This window comes from Caulobacter sp. SRI_008, assembly GCF_057586355.1.
On the sequence record NZ_JBYCZS010000030.1, the window covers coordinates 15193 to 37771 of the forward strand.

Annotated in this window: 27 protein-coding genes and 1 pseudogene; 6 read left to right on the top strand and 22 right to left on the bottom strand. The window is 69.2% G+C overall.

Translation table 11 applies throughout. The features are described 5' to 3' along the window. Positions 1–2 precede the first annotated feature (2 nt). Positions 3–791 carry a M23 family metallopeptidase gene (locus AC2YHT_RS22100; protein ID WP_487292025.1) on the bottom strand — a complete coding sequence of 263 codons (789 nt, stop codon included), beginning with the start codon at positions 789–791 and terminating at the stop codon, positions 3–5. Positions 792–1114: 323 nt separating this feature from the next. Between AC2YHT_RS22100 and AC2YHT_RS22105 the strand changes: the two genes are divergently transcribed. Then, positions 1115–1459, top strand: a complete 345-nt coding sequence (locus AC2YHT_RS22105; RefSeq protein WP_487292026.1) for a UrcA family protein — start codon at positions 1115–1117, stop codon at positions 1457–1459. 167 nt (positions 1460–1626) lie between these two features. Here the strand turns inward: AC2YHT_RS22105 and AC2YHT_RS22110 are convergent, their stop codons facing one another. The 11 genes and pseudogenes from AC2YHT_RS22110 to AC2YHT_RS22160 all read right to left on the bottom strand — a co-directional run bounded on the left by AC2YHT_RS22110 (position 1627) and on the right by AC2YHT_RS22160 (position 11603). Next, positions 1627–3045 (bottom strand): NAD(P)(+) transhydrogenase (Re/Si-specific) subunit beta, encoded by a 1419-nt coding sequence (locus tag AC2YHT_RS22110; RefSeq protein WP_487292027.1) that lies wholly within the window; start codon positions 3043–3045, stop codon positions 1627–1629. Between the two features lie 31 nt (positions 3046–3076). Beyond that, entirely contained in the window at positions 3077–3400 is a 324-nt protein-coding gene (locus tag AC2YHT_RS22115; RefSeq protein WP_487292028.1) for a proton-translocating transhydrogenase family protein, read from the bottom strand. 23 nt (positions 3401–3423) lie between these two features. Beyond that, entirely contained in the window at positions 3424–4566 is a 1143-nt protein-coding gene (locus AC2YHT_RS22120; protein ID WP_487292029.1) for a Re/Si-specific NAD(P)(+) transhydrogenase subunit alpha, read from the bottom strand. Between the two features lie 210 nt (positions 4567–4776). Beyond that, positions 4777–5016 (bottom strand): aa3-type cytochrome c oxidase subunit IV, encoded by a 240-nt coding sequence (locus AC2YHT_RS22125; protein ID WP_487292030.1) that lies wholly within the window; start codon positions 5014–5016, stop codon positions 4777–4779. Positions 5017–5117: 101 nt separating this feature from the next. Then, positions 5118–6038, bottom strand: a complete 921-nt coding sequence (locus AC2YHT_RS22130; protein ID WP_487292031.1) for an alpha/beta fold hydrolase — start codon at positions 6036–6038, stop codon at positions 5118–5120. A 3-nt stretch (positions 6039–6041) separates the two neighbouring features. Next, entirely contained in the window at positions 6042–6515 is a 474-nt protein-coding gene (locus AC2YHT_RS22135) for a PaaI family thioesterase (protein ID WP_110121365.1), read from the bottom strand. A 176-nt stretch (positions 6516–6691) separates the two neighbouring features. Then, positions 6692–7543 carry a pirin family protein gene (locus AC2YHT_RS22140; protein WP_487292032.1) on the bottom strand — a complete coding sequence of 284 codons (852 nt, stop codon included), beginning with the start codon at positions 7541–7543 and terminating at the stop codon, positions 6692–6694. Positions 7544–7701: 158 nt separating this feature from the next. Then, complete coding sequence (locus AC2YHT_RS22145; protein ID WP_487292033.1) at positions 7702–9063, bottom strand: ABC1 kinase family protein; 1362 nt, start codon at positions 9061–9063, stop codon at positions 7702–7704. Between the two features lie 165 nt (positions 9064–9228). Continuing rightward, a complete protein-coding gene (locus AC2YHT_RS22150; protein WP_487292034.1) occupies positions 9229–11019 on the bottom strand; it encodes a M3 family oligoendopeptidase in 1791 nt (596 codons plus the stop codon). A gap of 43 nt (positions 11020–11062) precedes the next feature. Further along, positions 11063–11241: pseudogene (locus AC2YHT_RS22155) on the bottom strand (hypothetical protein); the annotation flags it as partial. After that, positions 11238–11603 carry an MmcQ/YjbR family DNA-binding protein gene (locus AC2YHT_RS22160; RefSeq protein ID WP_487292035.1) on the bottom strand — a complete coding sequence of 122 codons (366 nt, stop codon included), beginning with the start codon at positions 11601–11603 and terminating at the stop codon, positions 11238–11240. The gene AC2YHT_RS22160 and the pseudogene AC2YHT_RS22155, both read right to left, overlap by 4 nt. Before the next feature lie 204 nt (positions 11604–11807). On the opposite strand from AC2YHT_RS22160, the gene AC2YHT_RS22165 reads away from it, so the two are divergent. Beyond that, positions 11808–13268 (top strand): sigma-54-dependent transcriptional regulator, encoded by a 1461-nt coding sequence (locus AC2YHT_RS22165; RefSeq protein ID WP_487292036.1) that lies wholly within the window; start codon positions 11808–11810, stop codon positions 13266–13268. A 28-nt stretch (positions 13269–13296) separates the two neighbouring features. Here the strand turns inward: AC2YHT_RS22165 and AC2YHT_RS22170 are convergent, their stop codons facing one another. The 7 genes from AC2YHT_RS22170 to AC2YHT_RS22200 all read right to left on the bottom strand — a co-directional run bounded on the left by AC2YHT_RS22170 (position 13297) and on the right by AC2YHT_RS22200 (position 16056). Continuing rightward, positions 13297–13575, bottom strand: a complete 279-nt coding sequence (locus tag AC2YHT_RS22170; protein WP_487292037.1) for a hypothetical protein — start codon at positions 13573–13575, stop codon at positions 13297–13299. Positions 13576–13582: 7 nt separating this feature from the next. Next, positions 13583–13924 carry a hypothetical protein gene (locus AC2YHT_RS22175; RefSeq protein ID WP_487292038.1) on the bottom strand — a complete coding sequence of 114 codons (342 nt, stop codon included), beginning with the start codon at positions 13922–13924 and terminating at the stop codon, positions 13583–13585. Positions 13925–13974: 50 nt separating this feature from the next. Then, a complete protein-coding gene (gene gapR, locus AC2YHT_RS22180) occupies positions 13975–14244 on the bottom strand; it encodes a nucleoid-associated protein GapR (protein ID WP_058348015.1) in 270 nt (89 codons plus the stop codon). A 75-nt stretch (positions 14245–14319) separates the two neighbouring features. After that, complete coding sequence (locus AC2YHT_RS22185; RefSeq protein ID WP_487292039.1) at positions 14320–14937, bottom strand: HAD family hydrolase; 618 nt, start codon at positions 14935–14937, stop codon at positions 14320–14322. Continuing rightward, positions 14937–15062 (bottom strand): type B 50S ribosomal protein L36, encoded by a 126-nt coding sequence (ykgO, locus tag AC2YHT_RS22190; protein WP_110119424.1) that lies wholly within the window; start codon positions 15060–15062, stop codon positions 14937–14939. The genes AC2YHT_RS22185 and ykgO overlap by 1 nt, the downstream gene beginning before the upstream one ends. 151 nt (positions 15063–15213) lie before the next feature. After that, positions 15214–15615, bottom strand: coding sequence for a DUF805 domain-containing protein (locus AC2YHT_RS22195; RefSeq protein ID WP_487292040.1), 402 nt, complete (start codon positions 15613–15615; stop codon positions 15214–15216). Between the two features lie 24 nt (positions 15616–15639). Further along, positions 15640–16056, bottom strand: a complete 417-nt coding sequence (locus tag AC2YHT_RS22200) for a hypothetical protein (protein ID WP_487292041.1) — start codon at positions 16054–16056, stop codon at positions 15640–15642. 112 nt (positions 16057–16168) lie between these two features. On the opposite strand from AC2YHT_RS22200, the gene AC2YHT_RS22205 reads away from it, so the two are divergent. After that, positions 16169–17467, top strand: coding sequence for a lytic murein transglycosylase (locus AC2YHT_RS22205; protein ID WP_487292042.1), 1299 nt, complete (start codon positions 16169–16171; stop codon positions 17465–17467). Positions 17468–17636: 169 nt separating this feature from the next. Here AC2YHT_RS22205 and AC2YHT_RS22210 read toward each other — a convergent pair whose 3' ends face one another. Both AC2YHT_RS22210 and AC2YHT_RS22215 read right to left on the bottom strand, forming a co-directional pair. Then, positions 17637–18092, bottom strand: a complete 456-nt coding sequence (locus tag AC2YHT_RS22210) for a chemotaxis protein CheW (protein ID WP_199228406.1) — start codon at positions 18090–18092, stop codon at positions 17637–17639. A gap of 164 nt (positions 18093–18256) precedes the next feature. Next, positions 18257–18979, bottom strand: coding sequence for a GGDEF domain-containing protein (locus AC2YHT_RS22215; protein WP_110119418.1), 723 nt, complete (start codon positions 18977–18979; stop codon positions 18257–18259). 261 nt (positions 18980–19240) lie between these two features. On the opposite strand from AC2YHT_RS22215, the gene purE reads away from it, so the two are divergent. The 3 genes from purE (at position 19241) to AC2YHT_RS22230 (ending at position 21705) form a co-directional block, all read left to right on the top strand. Next, positions 19241–19732 carry a 5-(carboxyamino)imidazole ribonucleotide mutase gene (purE, locus tag AC2YHT_RS22220; protein ID WP_487292043.1) on the top strand — a complete coding sequence of 164 codons (492 nt, stop codon included), beginning with the start codon at positions 19241–19243 and terminating at the stop codon, positions 19730–19732. A 4-nt stretch (positions 19733–19736) separates the two neighbouring features. After that, positions 19737–20831: a 5-(carboxyamino)imidazole ribonucleotide synthase gene (locus AC2YHT_RS22225; RefSeq protein ID WP_487292044.1), complete on the top strand. Its 1095-nt coding sequence runs from the start codon at positions 19737–19739 to the stop codon at positions 20829–20831. A gap of 175 nt (positions 20832–21006) precedes the next feature. Continuing rightward, complete coding sequence (locus tag AC2YHT_RS22230; RefSeq protein ID WP_487292045.1) at positions 21007–21705, top strand: aspartate/glutamate racemase family protein; 699 nt, start codon at positions 21007–21009, stop codon at positions 21703–21705. A gap of 166 nt (positions 21706–21871) precedes the next feature. Here the strand turns inward: AC2YHT_RS22230 and AC2YHT_RS22235 are convergent, their stop codons facing one another. Further along, positions 21872–22531 carry a COQ9 family protein gene (locus AC2YHT_RS22235; protein WP_487292046.1) on the bottom strand — a complete coding sequence of 220 codons (660 nt, stop codon included), beginning with the start codon at positions 22529–22531 and terminating at the stop codon, positions 21872–21874. Between the last annotated feature and the right edge of the window lie 48 nt (positions 22532–22579).

Genomic DNA, 22579 nt, shown 5'->3' on the forward strand with positions numbered 1-22579 from the left:
CCCTAGCCGTCGGCGACCTGGATCCGAACGCGCACGCGGCCGTCCTCGCCGCGCGAGGCGACGCCGACGCCGCCATTGGCCGCGGCCCGGCGGGCGGCGACCTTTTCCTTCATGCCCTCGGGCCAGCGCGACACCTGGGCCAGGCGCACCTTGCGCGGCACGCGGGCGGCGGCCTTCAGCGGCAAATCGTCGGCCTGGGCGAAGGTCTTGTCCATGAACAGGGCCGGGTTCAGCGGCCGGCCCTTGCGGCTGATCTCGAAATGCAGGTGCGAGCCGGTCGAGCGGCCGCTGTCGCCTACCAGGGCGATCGGCGTGCCGCGGCGCACGAAGACGCCCTTCTTCATGCCGAGGTTTCGGCCCAGGTGCGCATAGAGCGTCGTGAAGCCGTCCTTGTGCCTGACCTCGACGAAGCGGCCGTAGCCGGCGTCGACGCCGGTGCGCAGGACGACGCCGTCGGCGGCGACCTTCACCGCCGCGCCCGACGGGGCGGCGATGTCGACGCCTTCATGCAGGCGGCCGCCTTCTTCCCAGGGCAGCTGGCGCAGGCCGAAGGGCGAGGCGATGTCGCGGCCGGGCAGGGGCGCGTCGAAGGCGTAGGCGGGCGGCGGCGGGGCCGGCGGCGCGGGCTCGGCGGCGGTCTGGATCACGGGCGCGGTGATGGGGGCGGGCGCCAGCAGGTCGGCTAGGGCGCGGGCGGCCGGCACGGAAGCGGCGGCCACGACGACGGCGAAGCCCAGCGTCAACGGCAGGGCGAGATTGCGGGCGGGCGGGGCCTGGGTGTCTGGCGCCAAGAACGGAACCTCGTGGATCGGTCATGTGCGAGGATCGCGGGCCGGGCGGTTCTAGGGGCTTGGCCTTTCGCGATCGTGAACGCGGCTCTTTGCCCGCCTGATCGGGCGGAAAGGCGGCAGCTGAGCCGTGGTGTTCATCAGAGCTTGGCTGGAGGCTGTCGCGAATTTGTCAAATATTACACGAATTTTAGAATATTAAATCCAGTCAATACTATGAATACGGAGTCATGAACGACACTTAACGGGACTCTTCAAGTATCGTTCAGTACACCTTTGTCCATGGAGGCGCGGCGGACGCGCCCGGGAACAGAGGGAAAATTCCAATGCGCAAGTTCATGATCAGCCTCACCTCGATCGCGACCCTGACCCTGGCGGCCGTGCCGCTGATCGGCCTGACCCAGGCGGCCCACGCCGCGCCGGTCACCGTTCGCGTCGGCGACCTGAACCTGGCCGACCCGGCCGACGCCGCCGAGTTCGAGAGCCGCGCCGCCGACGCCACCAAGCGCTTCTGCCGCGCCCGCGCCAACCACGAGCGTCTCGACCTGATGTCGCAGCGCGCCTGCAAGATCGACGTTCGCGACGAGATCAACGACAAGCTCTCGGACAAGCAGCGCCAGGCCCTGGCCTCGGCCGCCCGCGCGACCCCGGTGACGGTGGCCGCTCGCTGAGCCCCGCATGCAAAGCCATCCGCCGCGGAGGCCCCGGTAGAACCGGGGCCTTTGCTGGAGGACCCCCTCCGGTCCTGCGGACCACCTCCCCCAGAGGGGGAGGATCAAACGAAAAAGCCCCGGTCCTGCGACCGGGGCTTTCGCGTTTCTGGCGGGAGAAGAAGGCTTCAGAGCCCCTTCACGATGCCTTCGACCATCTTCTTGGCGTCGGCGAACAGCATCATCGTGTTGTCCTTGAAGAACAGCTCGTTCTCGACCCCGGCGTAGCCCGACGACATGCCGCGCTTCACGAAGAGGACGGTGCGTGCCTTCTCGACGTCCAGGATCGGCATGCCGAAGATGGCGCTGGTCGGGTCGGTCTTGGCGGCCGGGTTGGTCACGTCGTTGGCGCCGATCACGAAGGCCACGTCGGCCGTCGAGAACTCCGAGTTGATGTCCTCCAGCTCGAATACCTCGTCGTAGGGGACGTTGGCCTCGGCCAGCAGCACGTTCATGTGGCCCGGCATGCGGCCGGCGACGGGGTGGATGGCGTACTTCACCTCCACGCCCTCTTCCTTCAGCTTGTCGGCCATTTCGCGCAGGGCGTGCTGGGCCTGGGAGACGGCCATGCCGTAGCCCGGGACGATGATCACCTTGCTGGCGTTCTTCATGATGAAGGCCGCGTCGTCGGCCGAGCCCTGCTTGACCGGACGGGTCTCGACCTTGCCGCCGGGGCCGGCGGCCGCGGCGTCGGCGCCGAAGCCGCCCAGGATCACCGAGACGAACGAGCGGTTCATGCCCTTGCACATGATGTAGGACAGGATCGCGCCCGAAGAACCGACCAGGGCGCCGGTGATGATCAGGGTGGTGTTTTCCAGCGTGAAGCCCAGCGCCGCCGCGGCCCAGCCCGAATAGCTGTTCAGCATCGACACCACGACCGGCATGTCGGCCCCGCCGATCGGGATGATCAGGGTGACGCCGATCAGCAGGCTGAGCGCGAAGATGCCCCAGAAGGCCCACTTGGCCTGGCCGCCGCTGATCACCAGCACCACGACCAGGGCGACGATGGCGGCCGCGATCGCGATGTTCAGCAGGTGGCGGGCCGGCAGCAGGATCGGCGCGCCGCCCATGTTGCCGTTCAGCTTGGCGAAGGCGATGACCGAGCCGGTGAAGGTGATGGCGCCGATGGCCAGGCCCAGCGACAGCTCGATCAGGCTGTTGAGGTGGATCGCTCCGTCCTCGCCGACGATGCCGTAGGCGGCCGGGGTGTAGATGGCGGCCACGGCCACCAGGCAGGCGGCCATGCCGACCAGCGAGTGGAAGGCGGCGACCAGCTGCGGCATCGAGGTCATGGCGACCTTGCGGGCGATGATCGCGCCCACCGCGCCGCCGACGGCGACGCCGCCGAGGATCAGGCCCAGGGTCACGATGTCGAGCGCGCCTTGCGTCCACAGGGTGGCCAGGGTGGTCGCCACGGCGATGGCCATGCCGATCATGCCGTTGCGGTTGCCGGTCTGGCTGGTCACCGGGCTGGACAGCCCGCGCAGCGCCAGGATGAACAGCACGCCCGAGACGATGTAGAGGATGGCGGCGAGATTGGCGTTCATGATGTCATTTCCCCCAAGTGGCTCTCGCCGCTCACTTCTTTTCTTTCTTCTTGTACATGGCCAGCATCCGCTGGGTGACCAGGAAGCCGCCGAAGATGTTGACCGCCGCGAAGGCCGCGGCGAGCGCGCCAGCCCCCTTGGAGATCCACACCGAACCGGTAGCGGCCTCGCCCGCGCCGCCGTGGGCGGCGGCGGCGAGCAGGGCGCCGACGATGATCACCGACGAGATGGCGTTGGTCACGGCCATCAGCGGGGTGTGCAGGGCGGGCGTCACGCTCCAGACGACGTAGTAGCCGACGAAGATGGCGAGCACGAAGATCGCCAGGCGGAACACGGTGGGGTCGACAGCTTCCATGGGAGCCTCCCTTTCTATGCCGGTTAGGCGGTCTTCAGGTTCGGGTGGACGATCTCGCCGCCGCGGGTGACCACGGCCGCCTTGAGGATCTCGTCCTCGAAGTCGGGCGCGAAGGCGCCTTCCTTGGTCAGGAACAGGGCCGACAGGGCGAACAGGTTGCGCGAATAGAGCGCCGAGGCGTCGGCGGCGATGCGGCCGGGCAGGTTGGCGTGGCCGAGGATCTTGGCGCCGTTGGCGGTGACCACGGTCTCGTCCAGCTTGGCGCCTTCGACGTTGCCGCCCTGCTCGATGGCTAGGTCGACCAGGATCGAGCCGGCCTTCATCGACGCCACCTGGGCGGCGCTGACCAGCTTCGGCGCCGGACGGCCCGGGATCAGGGCGGTGGTGATGACGATGTCCTGCTTGGCGATGTGGCTGGAGACCAGCTCGGCCTGCTTGGCCTGGTACTCGGCCGACATCTCCTTGGCGTAGCCGCCGGCGGTCTGGGCGTTCTTGAACTCCTCGTCCTCGACGGCGAGGAACTTGGCGCCGAGCGACTCGACCTGCTCCTTGGTGGCGGGGCGGACGTCGGTGGCGGTGACCACGGCGCCCAGGCGGCGGGCGGTGGCGATGGCCTGCAGGCCGGCGACGCCGACACCCATGATGAACACCTTGGCCGCGGCGACGGTGCCGGCGGCGGTCATCATCATCGGCAGGGCCTTGCCGTAGGCCTCGGCCCCTTCGATCACGGCGCGATAGCCGGCGAGGTTGGCCTGGCTGGACAGCATGTCCATCACCTGGGCCCGCGTGATGCGCGGGATGAACTCCATGGCGATGGCGCTGGCGCCCGCTTTTGCAAGCGCGTTCAGCGTGTCCTTGTCCTGGTAGGGATTGAGGGCGGCCGCGACGATCACGCCGTTCTTCAGGGCCGCGATCTCGGCGGCCTCGGGCGCGCGGACCTTGAACAGGACGTCGGCGTCCTTGATCGCGTCCTTGGCGGTCTTGGCCAGCTTGGCGCCGGCCGCTTCGTAGTCGGCGTCGAGATAGGAGGCGGCCGTTCCGGCTCCGGCCTCGACCACCACCGAGAAGCCGGCGGCGGTCAGTTTCTTGACGGTCTCGGGCGTCGCGGCGACCCGCGTCTCATTGGCGCGGGTCTCTTTCGTGACGGCGATGACGGCCATCGGCATACCTCCCCCGTGAGCGTTGTTCGCTCCCCGAGCCCGCGAGGTCTCGCAGGCACGGGATCCTAAAGTTGGAGCGGCGTTCAGCGTTGATGCCGCTGACACTTTCGCCTAACGCCGCTCCAGCAACTTGAGCCGCTCTTTAGGGGAGGTTCTTGCCTCTTGTCGAGAAATACCCGCGTGTCGGGCGCAAAAAATTGCCGATGTCCACCGGTGTCAGTGAGCCGGGGCGGCTTTCTCGCGAAGGGCCAGGATTCCGACAACGGCCAGCACGACAGCCGTTCCGGCCGCGCCGATGAAGCCCGCGGGGGTGCAGAAGAGCAGGGTAAAGAAGGTCAGGGCGACAGCGATCGCCAGCGAGCCCCACTTGGTCATCTTGCCGAACGCCGCATAGGTCGCGGCCTGTTCGTGGATGTCCATTTCACCGCGGTGGTAGTCGGACGCTTGGTTGCCCATCGAGGAGCCTCTCCCTGAATTTTTTCCACAGCCGAAGTATATCAAGCCCGCCCGGGGCTCAAGCTGGGGCGGCGCCATGACGCAGAACGACGTTCCAATAATTATTCCCAGGCCGCCAGCAGACCGCGCAGTCCGGCCACGAAGGCCAGCGGCTGGTCGAGCATGACGTGGTGGTCGGCGTCGGGCACGGGCAGGCGCAGCACCGCGTCCGGCATCTGGGCGATCATGTAGTCCAGGGTCTCGGCGTGCATCAGGCCCGAGCGCTCACCCCACATCAACGCCGCCGGGCAGGCGATTTCGGTCAGCAGCTGGCCAAGGTCCGGCATCGAAAACCGCTGCCAGATCGCCGGATCGAACTTCCAGGTCCAGCCGCCGTCGACTTCCTTCAGCGAGCGGCGGGCGATGTAGTCGGCGATGTAGAGGTTCTCGCAGGGCTGGGGCGGAGCCAGGCGGAAGCGGGCCAGGGCCTCCTCCAGGGTCGAATAGACCTTGGTCCCGAAGCCCGAGCGCGGCGGCGGGCCCTTCCAGCGCTTTTCCGGCGGCTGGATGCTGGTGTCGACCAGGATCGCCCCGCGCAGCCGTTCGGGATGGCGGGCGGCGCAATAGAGGGTGGGAAAGCCGCCGAACGAGTGACCGACGAAGATCGGCTTCACCCCGCCGGCCTCCAGCTGGGCGGCCTCGACCGCGGCGAAGGCCTCGGCCGCGAAGGTCTCGGCGCTGTAGGCCTCGCGCCAGCCGCTGCTTCCCATGCCGGCCCAGGAGATGGCGGCGATCCGCCAGTCCTTGGCGAACGAAGGCGCGATGAAGCTCCACCAGTCGGCGTGGGCGCCATTGCCGTGCAAGAACAGCAGGCCGGGCTTGCCGACCTCGCCCCAGGTCAGGAGCTCGATGGGCGTTCCCAGGACGTCGATTGTCGAGCGCTCGGGCTGGTGGGCGATCGCCGCGTCGAACCAGGCGGGAGCGGGCGGCGGCGCGCCGTGGAACGGGGCCAGCAGCGAGGCGGGGGCGTGGTCGTCGGCCATGGCTCAGCCCTCCTCGCGGAAGGCGACTTCGCCGGGGCGGGGCTTGCGGGGGGAGAGCGCCTTGAAGATCCCCGTGCCGGTCATCAGGGTGCGCTCGCCGGTCCAGATGCGGCCGCGCACGGTGAAGACCAGGTCCTCTTCGGCCAGCAGCTCGCCCCGACCCTCGACGAATTCGCCCAGCTGCGCGCCGGACAGAAAGTCGGTCATCAGCCGGACTGTGACCCACGAATAGGACTTCTGCAGCGAGATGATCCGGCCCCAGGCCATGTCGGCGAAGCTCATCAGCATGCCGCCGTGGCAGTTGCCCAGGCCGTTGGTGTGGTGCTCCTCGACCCGGAAGCCCAGCGTGGCCTCGCCCGGACCGTCGGCGCGCTCGTACAGCGGCCCGATCTGTCGGCCAAAGCCGCGCGTCCAGTTCAGCTGGGCGTAGCCGGGCGGGATGGCGGCGCTCTGGGCCTCGGTCAGGTCGTCGGACATGGGGGAAGTCTAACGGCCGTTTGAACCGGTGAGCAAGTTTCCTTTGAGGACGGCTGAACGGTCCCCCTCCGGCCCTCCGGGCCACCTCCCCCAGAGGGGGAGGATCTAGCGACGTCGCGCCAGGAAGATGCTCCCCCTCTGGGGGAGCTGTCGCGGAGCGACTGAGGGGGTCTTCCCTACGCCCGAACCTCGCCGAACTTCCCGGCCTGATAATCCTGGATCGCCTGGATGATTTCCTCGCGCGTCGTCATCACGAACGGCCCGTGCGAGACGACCGGCTCGCGGATCGGGTCGGCGTGGCCGAGCAGCAGCACCGCGCCGTCGGCCGAGCCCAGGTCCAGGCCCTCGCCGTCGGTCAGTTCGACGAGGTTCGCCGCGCCCGCCGTCCGATCGCCGACGGTGATCGACCCGCGCACCACATAGAGGAACACCGCCCGCCCGGCCGGGATCGGCAGGGACAGGGCCGCGCCCGCGTCCAGCCGCACGACGCTCATGGCCACGCCGGTCAGGGACTCGATCGGGCCCGTCACGCCGTCGATCTCACCCGAGATCAGCTCGATGGTCGCGCCGTCCTTGCGGACCTTCGGGATATCCGGCGCCTGCAGGCCGACATAGTGCGGCTTGGTCATCTTCAGGCGGCTGGGCAGGTTGACCCACAGCTGCAGGATCTCCAGCGGCCCGCCGCTCTTCTTGAAGCTCTCCGGCGACAGTTCGGCGTGCACCAGGCCGCTGCCGGCCGTCATCCACTGCACGCCACCGGCGTCGATGACGCTCTCGTGGCCGCCGCTGTCCAGGTGCGACAGCTGGCCTTCGAGGATGAAGGTCACGGTCTCGAAGCCGCGATGCGGATGCGGCCCGAACGGCAGGCCGCGATTGCCGGGCCGGTAGGTCTGCGGGCCGTGATGGTTGAGGAACAGGAACGGGTCCAACTGCTCGATGGCCGGGCCGGGCAGGGGGCGACGGGTCGAAAGGTCGCCGATGTCGTCGCGATAGGCCGCGTGCAGGCGGGCGATGGTGCGGGTTGTCATGACGTCTCTCTACGCCTTCACTGATTCATCTTCATTGCCTTCCTCGCCCTCGTGGCGAGGATCCATGCCGGCGACCGCTCAGAACTGAGCCGATCAACGTAAGGTCTGAGCGGCTGAACGATGGGCCCTGGGCACAAGGCCCAGGGAGGCGAGTTGGGTTATGTGGAGGGAGCGATCCCAGCCGCCCCCAGCACCTTGCTCTGCCGCTCCGCCAGCCCCTCTTCCGAGAACCCCTCCAGCGAGGCCTCGAACAGGGCGCGCCAGTTGTGGCGGGCGCCCAGGTGCAGGAAGGCCGCGCCCAGGCCGATGGCGGCGCGGTCCATGAACACGAACTCGCGGGGGATGACGACGCCGCCGACCGACTTCAGCGCCTGGCGCACCTTGAAGGCCTCGCGGCGGCCGTACTCGCCGGGCGGCACGTCGTCGGCCACCGTGCGCACCCGGTCGTCCAGCAGCGGGCCGTAGATGAACCTGGCCCAGACGTTCAGCACATCGACCAGCTCGTCGGTCAGGTTGGCGAAGCCCCAGCTGCGATAGGCCTCCATCTGGCCGGCGCGGTCGTCCTCGGAGAGGGCGCGGTAGAGCCGCACCACCCCGGCCACGAACCGTGGCGGGAACACCCGGATGCAGCCGAAGTCGAGCAGGTTGAGGTGCGCGGCCCCATCCTCGCCGCCGCCGAAGGTGTAGTTGCCCAGGTGCGGATCGCCATGGATGACGCCGATGTGGGTCATCGGGCCCCACCAGGCCTCGAACAGCAGGGCGGCGATGCGGTCGCGGGTTTCCTGCGGCGCGGTCTTGAAGGCCATCAGCCCCTGGCCGTCGAGCCAGGTCATGCTGAGCAGGCGTCTGGTCGACAGCTCGGGGACGGGCAGGGGCGTGCGGATGTCGTCGCGGCCGGCGAAGAAGCCGCCATAGACGGCCATCATCCTGGCCTCGCGCGCGTAGTCGAGCTCCTCGCGCAGGCGGTCGCCGATCTCCTCGATCATCTCGGTCGGGTCGATCGAGCCGTCCATCCGCTTGAGCAGGGCGATCAGGGCGCGCAGCTGGCCAAGGTCGCTTTCGACGGCGCTCTGCATGTCGGGGTATTGCAGCTTCACCGCCAGGGCGCGGCCGTCCGGCGCCGTGGCGCGGTGCACCTGGCCCAGCGAGGCGGCCGCGGCGGCCTCGTGCTCGAAGCTCGTGAACCTGCTCGCCCAGTCAGGCCCAAGCTCGGCGGCCATCCGCCGACGGACGAACGGCCAGCCCATGGCCGGGGCGTTGGTCTGCAGCTCGGCCAGTTCCTTGGCGAACTCCGGCGGCAGCAGGTCCGGCACCGTGGCGAACATCTGGGCCGCCTTCATCAGCGGACCCTTCAGCCCACCCAGCGCCGCCTTCAGCGCCTTGGCGTTGCGGGCGCTGGCGTCGTCGCCGGCGAACAGGCTGTTGGCGCCGTAGCTGACGGCCGCGCCGGAGAGCCCTGCGCCGACCTTGGCGAAGCGGGCCAGGCGGCCGGAGAGGCGGTCGCGTTCCGGGTCAGACATGAACTCTCCTTCTCCCCTTGCGGGAGAAGGTGTCGCGAAGCGACGGATGAGGGGTCGATAGGCCTGTCGGCTCGCACGCAGCGGCGCCGGCGGCGCGACCCCTCATCCGACCGCCTGCGGCGGCCACCTTCTCCCGCAAGGGGAGAAGGAAGCGGCTTTGCTTGCTCACACCAACGCCTCGAACTCGTCCACCAGCCGCTCCAGCTGCTTGCAGCCCGCCGCCCAGAACGCCTTGTCGCGCGGATTGAGGCCGAACGGCTTCAGCGCCTCGACATAGGTGCGGGTGCCGCCAGCGGCCAGCAGGTCTTCGTACAGGGGCGCGAAGGTCGCCGGATCCTCGCGGCGCTTTTCCATCAGGCCGCGCACCAGCAAGTCGCCGAACGCATAGGCGTAGACGTAGAACGGCGCGTGCACGAAGTGGCTGACATAGGCCCAGTAGTGCTCGTAGCCCTCGTTCAGCACGACGGCCGGGCCCAGGCTCTCGGCCATGGTCTCCAGCCACAGGCCGCCGATCTGGTCGGGCGACAGCTCGCCCTCCTGGCGGGCGGCCTGGAACCTGCGCTCGAAGCGGTGGAAGGCGATCTGGCGGACCACGGTGTTGAGGCCGTCCTCGATCTTGCCGGCCAGCAAGCCCTTGCGGTCGGCGGGCGTGGCCTCGGCCAGCAGGCGGTCGAACACCAGGCCCTCGCCGAAGATCGAGGCGGTCTCGGCCAGGGTCAGGGGCGTGTCGGCCAGCAGGGTGCCCAGCGGCGCGCACAGGGTCTGGTGCACGGCGTGGCCCAGCTCGTGCGCCAGGGTCAGCACGTCGCGCCGCTCGCCCATGTAGTTCATGAAGACGTAGGGGTGGCGGTCGGCCGTCACCGGATGCGAATAGGCGCCCGACTGCTTGCCGGCCCGGGGTCGCGCGTCGATCCACGGCTGGGTGAAGAAGGTCTGCGCCGTGTCGGCGAACTTCGGGGCCAGGGCCTGGAAGCTTTCCAGCACCACGTCCCTGGCTTCGTTCCAGGGGTAGGTGCGCGGCTGGGCGGCGTCGAGCGGGGCGTTGCGGTCCCAGTAGTCGAGCGACTTGCGGCCCATGGCCTTGGCCTTGAGCGCATAATAGCGGTGCGACAGGCGCGGATAGGCCTCGACGACGGCGGCTTCCAGGGCGTCGACCGCATCGGCGTCGACCTCGTTGGCAAGGTGGCGCGAGTGGGCCGGGTCGTCATAGCGCCGCCAGCGGTCCTCGACCTGCTTTTCGAAGGCCAGGGTGTTCATCACCAGGGCCTGGGTGGAGGCGCGCTCGTGCAGGGCGTGGGCCAGGCCGTCGGCGGCGGCCTTGCGGCGGCGCACGTCGGGGTCCGACAGCCGGTTCAGCGCCTCGGGCAGGGTCAGTTGTTCCTTGCCGACCTTGGCGCTGAGTTTGGCCAGGGTCTCGTCATAGAGCCGCACCCAGTTGGCCACGGCAGGACCGCGATCGACGATGTAGCGCTCCAGCTCGGCCGACAGCTCGTGCGGGCGCGACAGGCGCAGGCGGCGCAGCCACGGCGTCCAGCGGCGGGCCGGCTCGTGGACGTCCAGCGCCGCGTTCAGTTCGGCGTCCTCCAGCTGGTTCAGCTCCAGCGAGAAGAACAGGCTGTCGGCGGCGATCTGCGAGGAGCGGGCGCGAAGATCGGCCTCGAACTTGGCCCAGGCCGGGTCGTCGCGGGCGGTGGAGGCGGCCAGGCCCGCATAGGCGCCCACGCTCCACAGGCCGTTGACGGCCTCCTCATAGAGCCGGATCCCGCGATCCAGCAGCTTGCCCAGCCGCGCCGGCTCGCTCCGCGCTTCGAGGAACATGCCCTCCAACGAGGCCAGTTCGTCGTTGGCGGCCTTGGCGGCGGCCAGGTCGGTCTCGATCCTCGGATCCTCGCGGCCGGCATAGAGGTCGGCGAGGTTCCACTCGGGAAGGGCGTCGGGCTTGAAGGGCGCGTTCATGGCAGGAAGGGATATGGCGTCTGGCGGGGATGAAGCAATCGGGAAGGGCGGAAATCCCCTCTCCCCTTGCGGGAGAGGGTGGCCCGCGAAGCGGGTCGGGTGAGGGGTTGAAGGACGAGGCAGCTGCGGAAACGTGTCAGCCAGCGAGGCGGTTCAGGTCTGAGAGACCCCTCATCCGTCGGCTACCGCCGACACCTTCTCCCGCAAGGGGAGAAGGATCAGGAATGCGCCTTCACCAACCCCTTCGGCGCCACGAGCGTCCAGGCCGTGCGCAGCAGGCCCGCCAGCTCGTCCGCGTCGATCGCCGCCAGCCGCACCAGCACCGCCGGATAGCCAAGATAGTGGGAGTCGTCGAAGAACCGCTCGGGGGCGGCCTCGATCAGCATCTGCTTGGTCTCGATCAGGCAGCGCACGGCGATGACGCCGGGCACCAGCACGCGCCTGGCCTTGGGCGCGGGCCGGGCCAGATAGCCCCAGGCCAGGCCCTTGCCGGCCACCTCGTAGGCGACCTGCTCGCCGTTGGAGGCTTCCACGACCTCGGGCAGGGCCGTGGCCAGGGCGCGAAGGGTTTCGGCGTCGACCATGAGCTTGATGAAGCGCTTTTCTCCCGCCCCGCGCAACGGGCGAGGACCGGGTTTGGTCAAATAGCGTAAACCGTTGTTAAGGCTCGCTGTTAAGGTCTGCGACACCTCTCCGAAAGCCGGTGTTTACCCCCGTGCTGTACCACTCTGAACCAACAAGAGCCTCGCTCCATGTCGGGCGCGGCCGGTTCTGGTGGATGGCCTTCAATGACCAAGACGGTGCTCGTCGTCGACGACGATCCGACCCAACGTCGACTGATCCAGGCGGTGCTGGAGCGCGAAGGATTCGCCGTCTCCCACGCCGAAAGCGGCGACGCGGCCATGGCCCATCTGGCGGCCGGGGCGCCCGCCGACGTGATCCTGCTCGACCTCGTCATGCCCGGCCTGCCGGGCCAGGAGGCGCTGAAGGAGATGCGCGCGCGGGGCTACGCCCAGCCGGTGATCGTGCTGACCGCCAGCGGCGGCGTCGACACCGTGGTGAAAGCCATGCAGGCCGGCGCCACCGACTTCTTCATCAAGCCGGCTTCGCCTGAGCGGATCACCGTGTCGATCCGCAACGCCCTTTCGATGGGCGACCTCAAGGGCGAGGTCGACCGCCTCAACAAGCGCGTCTCGGGCCGCACCACCTTCGCCGACCTGATCGGCGCCTCGCCGGCCATGACCATGGTCAAGCGCATCGGCGAGCGGGCCGCCAAGAGCTCGATCCCGGTGCTGATCACCGGCGAGAGCGGCGTCGGCAAGGAGCTGATCGCCCGCGCCGTGCACGGCTCGTCGGATCGCGCCGGCAAGCCGTTCGTGGCCGTCAACTGCGGCGCCATCCCGGAAAACCTCGTCGAGTCGATCCTGTTCGGCCACGAGAAGGGCTCCTTCACCGGCGCCTCCGACAAGCACTCGGGCAAGTTCAAGGAAGCCGACGGCGGCACCCTGTTCCTCGACGAGGTCGGCGAACTGCCGCTCGACGTCCAGGTCAAGCTGCTGCGCGCGCTGCAAGAGGGCGAGATCGACCCGATCGGCTCCAAGCGCTCGGTCAAGGTCGACGTCCGCATCGTCTCGGCCACCAATCGCGACCTGTCGGCCGCGGTGAAGCAGGGGCTGTTCCGCGAGGACCTCTATTACCGCCTGAACGTCTTCCCGGTGGAGGCGCCCAGCTTGCGCGAGCGTCGCGAGGACATCCCGGCCCTGGTCGAGGCCTTCGTGCGCCGCTTCAATGTCGAGGAAGGCAAGCGCGTGGTCGGGGCCTCGCCCGAGACCCTGCAGATCCTCTGCGCCTTCGACTGGCCCGGCAACGTGCGCCAGCTGGAGAACGCGGTCTATCGCGCCATCGTCCTGGCCGACGCGCCCTACCTCCAGCCCTACGACTTCCCGGCCATTTCGGGCGTCATGGCCCCGCCGCTGGAGGCCTCGCCCACCGAGGCCCTGCCGGAGATGATCCAGGCCGCCGCCGTCTTCATCGACGGCCCGATCGGCGAGGCGCCGGTGCGCATCCTCGACGGCCATGGCCACCTGCGAACCCTGGAGGAGATCGAGCGCGACCTCATCCAGCACGCCATCGAGGTCTATGCCGGCCACATGAGCGAGGTGGCCCGCCGCCTCGGCATCGGCCGCTCGACGCTCTACCGCAAGGTCCGAGAGCAGGGCATCGACGTGGACGTGAAGGAAGCCTCGTAAGGGGTTTCCGTAGCGGCCTCGAAGGGCGTCAGGCGCCGTCGGCGTCCGGCTTCGAGCTTTTCAGCAGCCGCGCGATCGCTTGCTCGGGCGTATCGCCCACGGCGATCCAGGCGGGCGGGGCGTTCCAGAATTCCATCGCCTCGACGTCGTCGCCGAACGGACCGTTGTCGAGCATCCAGCCGGCGCGGTTGATGCGGCCGACCGGCGTGTCGGCCTGGGAGACGGCCAGCCAGCGGCCCTGGCTGTAGGTTCCCTGATAGCGGTCCTCGAAGACCGCGATCGGGTAGTGGTGGATCGGCGTTTCCATCCCGTGCTCAGTCCTCGGCCTCTTCCGCCGCTTCGGGCTCGGGCTGGCGGCCGCGACGGGAAAAGCCCTTGCCGCGCTGCATCGGCTTGCGCTCGCCCTTGGCCTTGGCGGTGATTTCCTTGAGCTTGATGGTCTGGTTGACCGACAGGGCCTGGCCGGCGCCGCCCTTTTCGGGATCGCCGAACGCCCGGCCGTAGGTCTCGATGCGCTGGGCGACCGAGCCAAGAAACTCGCCCTCCCAGTCGGAGAGCTCGATCCCGCCCTTGTCGGCCATCCGCTTGGCCTTCTTCAGCGCGTTCAGCGCGGCCTTCTTGGCCTGGGTGCGAGGATCGGGCGGCTTGGCGCGCATGAGGCCAGCCTAGCAAAAAGGCCCTCTCCGGGGAGAGGGCCTTTTCAAAATCAGATCTCGCCGATGGCCGAGAGGTAGAGGTCGAGGATGGCGTCCTCTTCCTGGCGCTTGGCCCGGTCGGTCTTGCGCAGGCGGACCACCTTCTTGAGCACCTTGACGTCGAAGCCGTTGCCCTTGGCTTCGAGGTAGACTTCCTTGATCTGTTCCATGATCTCGGCCTTCTCGACCTCGAGGCGCTCGACGCGCTCGATGATCGACTTCAGCTGGCCCTGGGCGGTGGAGTTCAGAACGTCGGCGTGCGGGATGGCGTCGTCGGCCATGGAGATCTCTCGCGAAAAGGGCTGGAAACTGGAGGCGCGGAAACTAGTTCGGGACGCGCCCGAGGGAAAGCCGATTCAGAGCAGGCCGTGGGCTTGAATCGCCGGACGCAGGGCGGCCGGGTCGGTGAAGTGGTGGACGTGGAAGCCCATCGCCCGCGCCGCCTCGATATTGGCCGCGCTGTCGTCCACGAAAAGAAGATCCGTGGGCGACAGGCCGGTGCGCTCCAGGGCGATCTCGTAGATCCGGCGCTCGGGCTTGATGGCGCGTTCCTCGGCCGAGACGACGGCGTCGCGGAAGTGGCGGAAGACCGGGCTCATGGCCTGCACGCCGGGCCAGGATTCGCTCGACATGTTGGTCAGGGCGAACTGCGGCACGCCGGCGGCGGCCAGGTCTTCGATCAGGGACTCGGTCTCGGGGATCGCGCCGGAGAACATCTCGTCCCAGCGGTCCCACCAGGCGGCCAGATGCTCGGCGTGCTCGGGGAACCGAGCGGCGCGCAGGGCGATGTTCTCGCCAAAGGTCAGGCCCCGGTCGGTTTCGCTGTGCCAGTCCAGGGTCCCGACATGCGAAAGGAACCGGTCGAGATCGGCCGGTTCCTTGAAGATCTTCGCGTAGAGCGTGCGCGGGTTCCAGCGCACGATGACATTGCCGACGTCCCAGAGCATGGCCCTGGGAGACGCAGGCAGGGTCATCAGCCCTGCTTGGCCTTGAAGCGCGGGTCGGTCTTGTTGATGATGTAGATGATGCCCTTGCGGCGCACCAACTTGCAGTCGCGGTGGCGACCCTTCAGCGACTTCAGCGAGCTGCGAACCTTCATGACCGTCTCTGTTTTCAGCGGAGAGGTTCGGGCGCGCCAAGAGACTCGCCGGAACATCCGGATGTTTCGGAGGGCGTGCGTATAGGCAAGACCTGGGCGAGAGTCAATCGACCTGGGGCCTTTCCCGCGCGGCGTTTGCGCGCTGTGGCTCTCAGGCCTCCGTCTTGGGTCCCGCCAGGGCCGGCTTGAACGACAGGCCCTTGGGCGGGGGCGGGCCGAAGCGGTTGTCGGCGGCCTTGCCGGGCAGGGCGCCCAGCGCGATCAACAGGCCCGCCAGCAGCACGGCCACGCCCAGGGCGCTCTGATAGGGCTGGGGCGACAGGATGAAGCCGCCGCCGAAGATCAGGGCCGTCTCGGCGATGAAGAAGCCGCCGGCCCACCAGCCGCTGCGTCCCAGGTCGTGCAGGCGCGGCACGGCGGCGATCAGCAGCACCACCTGGGCGGCCGGCATCGGCCGCTTGAACACCACGCCCGAGATCAGGGCCGCGGCGATGGCGACGCCGACGATGATCCAATAGGTGGCGCGGTTGATCCGGCCCTTCAGCAAATGCACGGCGATGATCTCCTGGATGGGCGGTCAGCGGCGCAGCGGCGCGACGCTCAAGATGCGCTCGGCATAGAGCCGGCTTTCGGTGTCGTGCAAGTAGGCCTTGGGCTTGCGCTCGACGGCGCGGCGGCCCTCGAAGGCCACCACCACCCTCACGCCGGCCTGCGGGTCGCCACCCAGGGCCTTGATCCGTCGTTCGAGCTCGGCGCAGGCGTCGGGCGCGCACTCCAGCCATTCCGGCTCGGCGGTCGAGGGAGGATTGCAGGGCGCTCCCTTGGCCGGGCAGGCGGTCAGGGTGCTGTTTTCCCAGTTGCTGAAATAGACGCCGGTGATGCGCTGCGATGGGCCGTAGGCGCGGCCCTCGACAACCAGCCGATCACCCGCGAGCGCGGAGCCCGCGGCGAGCAGGACGGCGCACGAAAGCAGGGTGGGGACGACGATCCTCATGGGGTCAGCCTGGCACGGCGGGAGTCAGCTTGACCATGCCTGAAAGGGAACTCACCGCCTCCTGGCGTCCTTGTGATTGAAGCTTTCGCACGAACCCCGGTAGCCTGCCCGCATGGATAAACGCGTATTCCTCGTTCTGCTGCTGGCCGGCTGCGCCGACACGACCGTCAACGCGCCGCTGGCGCCGTCGACCCCGGTCGCCCCGCCGCCGGCGGTCTCGACGCCCGCCGCCCCGACCCAGCCGAGCGCCGTCACGGCGGTCGAGACCGGCGGCCAGGTCGCCGCCTTCAACGCCTGGCTGGCCGACTTCAAGCCTCGCGCGGTCGCCGCCGGCGTGCCGCAGGCGGTGGTCGATCGCGAGCTGGACGGCCTGACGCCGAACCCGCGTGTCATCTCGCTGGACGGCCGCCAGCCGGAGTTCTCCAAGCCGGTCGGCGACTATATCAAGGGCGTGATCAGCGACGATCGCGTGGCCGTGGGCCGCGCCAAGCGCGACAGCCTGCCTTTCCTGCCGACCGTCGAGAGCCGCTACGGCGTGCCGCGCGACATCCTGCTGGCCGTCTGGGCGATGGAATCGGCGTTCGGCAAGATCCAGGGCGACTTCGACGTCGTCCGCTCGATGGCCAGCCTGGCCGCCGACGGCCGTCGCCGCGCCTGGGCCGAGGGCGAGTTGATCGCGGTGCTGAAGATCATCGCCTCGGGCGAGGACCGCCGCGACCAGCTGAAGGGCTCGTGGGCGGGCGCGATGGGCCAGACCCAGTTCCTGCCGTCCAGCTATCTCTCCACCGCCGTCGACTTCGACGGCGACGGCCGCCGCGACATCTGGGGCAGCGACGCCGACAGCCTGGCCTCGGCCGCCAATCTGCTGGCCAAGGGCGGCTGGAAGCCGGGCGTGGGTTGGGCCAAGGAAGTGATCCTGCCGGCCGGCTTCGACTACAGCCTGGCCGAGGGCCCGCGCGAGGTTCCGTCGTGGTGGGAGGCCAAGGGCGTCAAAAGGGCCGACGGCCTGCCCTGGACGGCCGCTGACGCCGCATCGCCCGCCGGGCTGATCCTGCCCGCCGGCGCGGCCGGTCCGGCCTTCCTGGCCCTGCCCAACCACTTCGCGATCCGCAAGTACAACAACTCCACCTCCTACGCCCTGGGCATCGGCCTGCTGGCCGACCGCTTCGGCGGCGGCGGGCCGCTGGTCGCGCCCTGGCCGGTGGAGCAGCCGCTGTCGCTGGCCGACCGCATGGCCGCCCAGATCGCCCTGGCGCGCCTGGGCTTCGATCCCGGTCCGGCCGACGGTGTCATTGGCGCCGGCACCCGCAAGGCCCTGCGCGCCTGGCAGCAGAGCCGCCAGCTGCCCGCCGACGGCTACCTGTCGTCGGACATGGTGGTGAAGCTCAAGGCCCAGGCGGCGATCACCTGATCCCTCTCCCCTTGCGGGAGAGGGTGGCCCCACGGAGTGGGGTCGGGTGAGGGGTTGCACGTACAGAAACGCCGCGAAAGCCGATCAGCTTTCGCGGCGTTTTTGATTTCTGAGAGACCCCTCATCCGTCGCCTACGGCGACACCTTCTCCCGCAAGGGGAGAAGGAGATCAGGCCGCCTGGCTGACCTGCGGCGGGAAGACGTCGTCCATGCGCAGATAGGTGATCAGGCGGGTGTCGACCGACAGGATGGCCTGCACGAAGCGCAGTTCGTCGGCGCCCATGTCGGGGGCCGGCTGCAGGTGGTCGCGGGTGATGGTGAAGGTTTCCGACACGGCGTCCACCAGGATGCCGGCCAGGCGGTCGTGGCACTCGACCACGACGATGACGTGGCGGGTTTCCGGGACGGTGACGCCCAGGCCCAGGCGGTTGCGCAGGTCGATGACCGGCATGATCGCGCCGCGCAGGTTGATGACGCCCTTCAGGAAGCCCGGCGCATGCGGGATCGGGGTCGCCGGGGTCCAGCCGCGGATCTCGCGGACGGTCTTGACGTCGATGCAGAACTCCTGCTCGCCGATGCAGAAGGAGATCAGCTCCAGGGCCGGTTCGGCTTGGTCGGTCATCAGGAAATCCCCGGGAATTGGAAGGCTTGCGCGGACGTCTCCGCTCGCCTGCCACAAGAGCCCGGGCGCCGTTTAACAACGGTTAATGCTGAAGTTTTCCGGTAGTTTTCGGGGCGAGGCGGATTGTCGCGCCCCGGCCGTGTCCATTGGCGCCCAAGGAACGGGCGTCAGCTCGCCGCGCGCAGGCGCTTCTTGAGGAACATGGCCGCGTCGGCTTCGGCCAGGGCCGTCTCCGGCTCGGCGTTGGTCTCGATCTCGCGCACGCCGAACGAGACGTGCAGCGGAGCGCTCCACTCGCCGAACTGGACGGGCGTGTTGCGGATCGCGCCGGCCAGGCTTTCGCCCTTCATCTCGGCGGTGGCCTTGTCGGCCTGGACCAGCAGCACGGCGAATTCGTCGCCGCCCATGCGGCCGACGATGTCGCTTTCGCGGACATTGGCCAGCAGGCGCTCGGCCACGGCCTTCAGCGCCGAGTCGCCGGCGGCGTGGCCGAAGCGGTCGTTGACGGCCTTGAAGTTGTCGAGGTCGAAGAACACCAGGCTGGCCGGCGAGCCGTAGCGCTGGGCGAAGGACGAGACGCGGCGCACCTCGCGCAGGAAGGCGCGGCGGTTCAGCACCGGGGCCAGCACGTCCATGTCGGCCAGGGTCTCGGCCTCGGTCAGGCGATACTTCAGGCGCGAGACTTCCGAGCGAAGATCGTCGATCTCGGTCATCAGGGTCTGCAGGGCGGCCTGCACCTGGGGCGTCAGGTCGGCGGGCTCCAGACCGAGAAAGCCGGCCTTGTCGACGGCCACGCTGCCGCGCGGCGCCGAAGACACGCCTGCGGCGTCGGCGAGCGCCCGGCGGCGGATCGCGGAGAAGGTTTCGGTGCGGGCGCCTGAGATCTTCATCGGAGGTGCAGCGAATCACTTTCGGTCAAGCTGAATGGAAATCTGCGTTTTCTCGTTAACCATGACAATGGCGGGCCGGGGCCGGCGCCAATACGCCGCAGGCGAGAGGCGGGGCGATCCGGGCGCGCCAAAGTCCGCGCAACCTGCGGAAGCGACATGAAAAACGTCCGAGAACGGGCTTTGGCCTGGGGATGCGACCCGCTATAAGGCGCGCGATTCAAGGGGCCGCCCTGGCGCCTTCGTCGTTCTAGGAAGACGCCGATGACCACGTCCGCGCCGCCTGTCGCCATCGTCATGGGCAGCCGCTCAGACTGGCCGACGATGAAGAAGGCGGCCGACGCCCTCGACGAACTGGGCGTCGCCTACGAGGCCAAGGTCGTTTCGGCCCACCGCACGCCCCAGCGCCTCGTCGAATTCGCCACCGGCGCCAAGGCGGCCGGCTTCCAGGTGATCATCGCCGGGGCCGGCGGCGCGGCGCACCTGCCGGGCATGGTGGCGTCGATGACGCCGCTGCCGGTGCTGGGCGTGCCGGTGCAGTCCAAGGCCCTCAGCGGCCTCGATTCCCTGCTGTCGATCGTGCAGATGCCCGGCGGCATTCCCGTGGCGACCCTGGCCATCGGCGAGGCGGGCGCCAAGAACGCCGGCCTGCTGGCGGCCCAGATCCTGTCGCTGGCCGATCCCGCGCTCGCCGCCCGCCTGGACGCCCAGCGCGCGGCCCAGACCGACAGCGTCGCCGAAAGCGTCGAGGACTAAGATCATGACCGCCTCTCCGGCTCTTCCCCTGCCCCCCGGCTCCACCCTCGGAATCCTCGGCGGCGGGCAACTGGGCCGGATGCTGGCCCAGGCCGCCTCTCGGCTCGGCTTCGACGTCGTGATCCTCGATCCCGAGGAGAACAGCCCGGCCGGCCGCGTCGCCGCCCGCCAGATCGTCGGCGCCTATGACGACCGCTGGGCGCTCAAGCGCCTGGCCGAGGCCTGCCAGGTCCTAACCTACGAGTTCGAGAACGTGCCGGCCGACACCGTCGCCGAGCTGACGGCCCTGGGCTGCGAGGTCGCGCCCGGCGCCGCCGCCCTGGCCGCCGCGCAGGATCGCGTGGTCGAAAAGACCTTCCTGGCCGAGATCGGCGTGCCGACCGTGGCTTTCGCCGCCGTCGACGACGAGGAAAGCCTGCTGGCCGCCGTGGCCAGGATCGGCGCGCCGAGTCTCTTGAAGACCCGTCGCGAGGGCTATGACGGCAAGGGTCAGGCCTGGATCCAGCGTCCGGGCGACGCCGTCGCCGCCTTCGAGAAGATCGGCCGCCAGCCGGCCATCCTCGAGGCCCCGGCCGATTTCGGCCGCGAGCTGTCGGTGATCGCCGCCCGCGGCCGCAACGGCGAGATCGTCTGCTATCCGCTGTCGGACAATCACCACGAGAGCGGCGTCCTGCGCCGCACGATCGCCCCGGCCAAGGTCACCCCGGCCGAGCGCGACCAGGCCGAGGCCATCGCCGCCAAGATCCTCACCGCCCTCGACTATGTGGGCGTGATCGGGGTCGAGCTGTTCGAACTGGCCGGCGGCAAGCTGCTGGTCAACGAGTTCGCCCCGCGGGTGCACAACACCGGCCACTGGACCCAGGACGGCTGCGAGGTCGATCAGTTCGAGCAGCACATCCGCGCTGTCGCCGGCTGGCCCTTGGGCCCGACCGCGCCGCTGGCCCGGGTGGAGATGACCAACCTGCTCGGTCCCGAGGTCGACGCCTGGAAGAAGCTGGCCGCCGAGCCCGAGACCCGCATCCACCTCTACGGCAAGGGCGAGGCCCGGCCGGGGCGCAAGATGGGCCATGTGAACCGCCTGCGGCCTCTGGAGGGGTGACGGGGGCGTCCTTATCCCCTCGGGACGCGCCTTGGCGCGGCCCGCCCTAGGGCATGCTTCGACAGGCTCAGGATGAGGACGAATGCGAAGACGGCTGAACCGAAAACCTCATCCTGAGCTTGTCGAAGGACGAGGTTTTCGCTGCATTGGATCCGCCCAGCCCTAGCGAGATCCCATGACCCAAACCATCGGCCTGATCGGCGGCATGAGCTGGGAAAGCTCGGCGCACTATTATCGACTGATCAACGAGGCGGTGCGGGCGCGGCGCGGGCCGACGGCGTCCGCCCAGTGCCTGCTGTGGTCGTTCGACTTCTCCGAGATCGAGGCCCTGCAGCACGCCGGCCGCTGGAGCGAACTGGCCGAGCGGCTGGTCGAGGCCGGCAAGGCGCTGGAGCGGGGCGGGGCCGACTTTCTAGTCCTCTGCACCAACACCATGCACCGCCTGGCCGGCGAGCTTCAGGCCGCCGTCGACCTGCCGCTGCTGCACATCGCCGACCCGACCGGCGCGGCCACCCAGGCGGCGGGGCTGCGCAAGGTCGGCCTGCTGGGCACGGCCTTCACCATGGAGCACGCCTTCTATCGCGGACGGCTCGAGGAGCGGTTCGGGCTTGAGGTGCTGGTCCCGGAGGCGCAGGACCGCGCCCTGGTCCACCGGGTGATCTACGAGGAGCTGGTGGCCGGCGTGGTGCGCGAGGAGGCCCGCCAGGCTTATCGCCAGGTCATCGCCCGGCTGGTCGCAGCCGGCGCCGAGGGGATCATCCTGGGCTGCACCGAGATCATGCTGCTGGTCGGGGAGGGCGACAGCCCGGTCCCGGTGTTCGACACCACGACCCTGCACGCCCTGGCGGCCGTGGAGCGGGCGCTGGGCGGCTAGATCCTTCTCCCCTTGCGGGAGAAGGTGTCGGCGAAGCCGACGGATGAGGGGTCTCTCAGACTGATCCCGCCTCCGCCCGGACGATCGGCTTGTCGCGGCGGACAGGGCTATCGACCCCTCACCCGACCCGCTTCGCGGGCCACCCTCTCCCGCAAGGGGAGAGGGGTTAGCTCCGCGCGTAGCGCATCTTGGCCAGGGCGGTCAGGAACTCCGCCGCCAGGTTCGGCGCCTTCACGCCGGCCTTCCACTTCTCGAAGGCCATGACGCCGTCGATGCGGGCGTCCAGGTGCCTGAGCGCCGAGTCGCGGCCCGAGGCCAGGTCGACCGCCAGGGTCGAGACCAGGATCCCCGACAGGATGGCGCGCTTGGAATAGTGGTTCTCGTCGGTGGCCGTGTCGCCGGCCCAGCGCCACAGCTGGTCGGCGCTTTCCCACAATAAGGTGAGCGCCAGCGGCAGATTGGTCGGGAAGGCCAGGAAGGCGGCCCAGCGGCGGACGGCTTCGCTGTCCCGGGCGGCCGCGTCGATGCGGGCGATGACGCCCTCGCGAATCTTCTGGCGAATCTTCAGCGCCGCCGGATCGAGCTTTCCCAGCGTCGCCATGGCCTGGGCGTCGTGCCGGCGGGCCAGCAGGGCGGCAAGATCCCGAGGGCCCTGGGGCAGCAGAAGATCGGTCTCGCCGGGCGACAAACCGGCCGCCGCGGCGGCTGCGCGGGCCAGGGCCGCGTTCCAGCCAAGGCGCGGCGACAGGCGCAGGGCCTCGTCCAGCACCTTCTGTTCGGCCTTGTCGGCCCAGTCCTGCGTGGCTTTGGTCGCGGCGTCGCTCATGAATCCGAGTCTACACCGGTGTTTAGCGCTCGTCGCGCATGGACACGC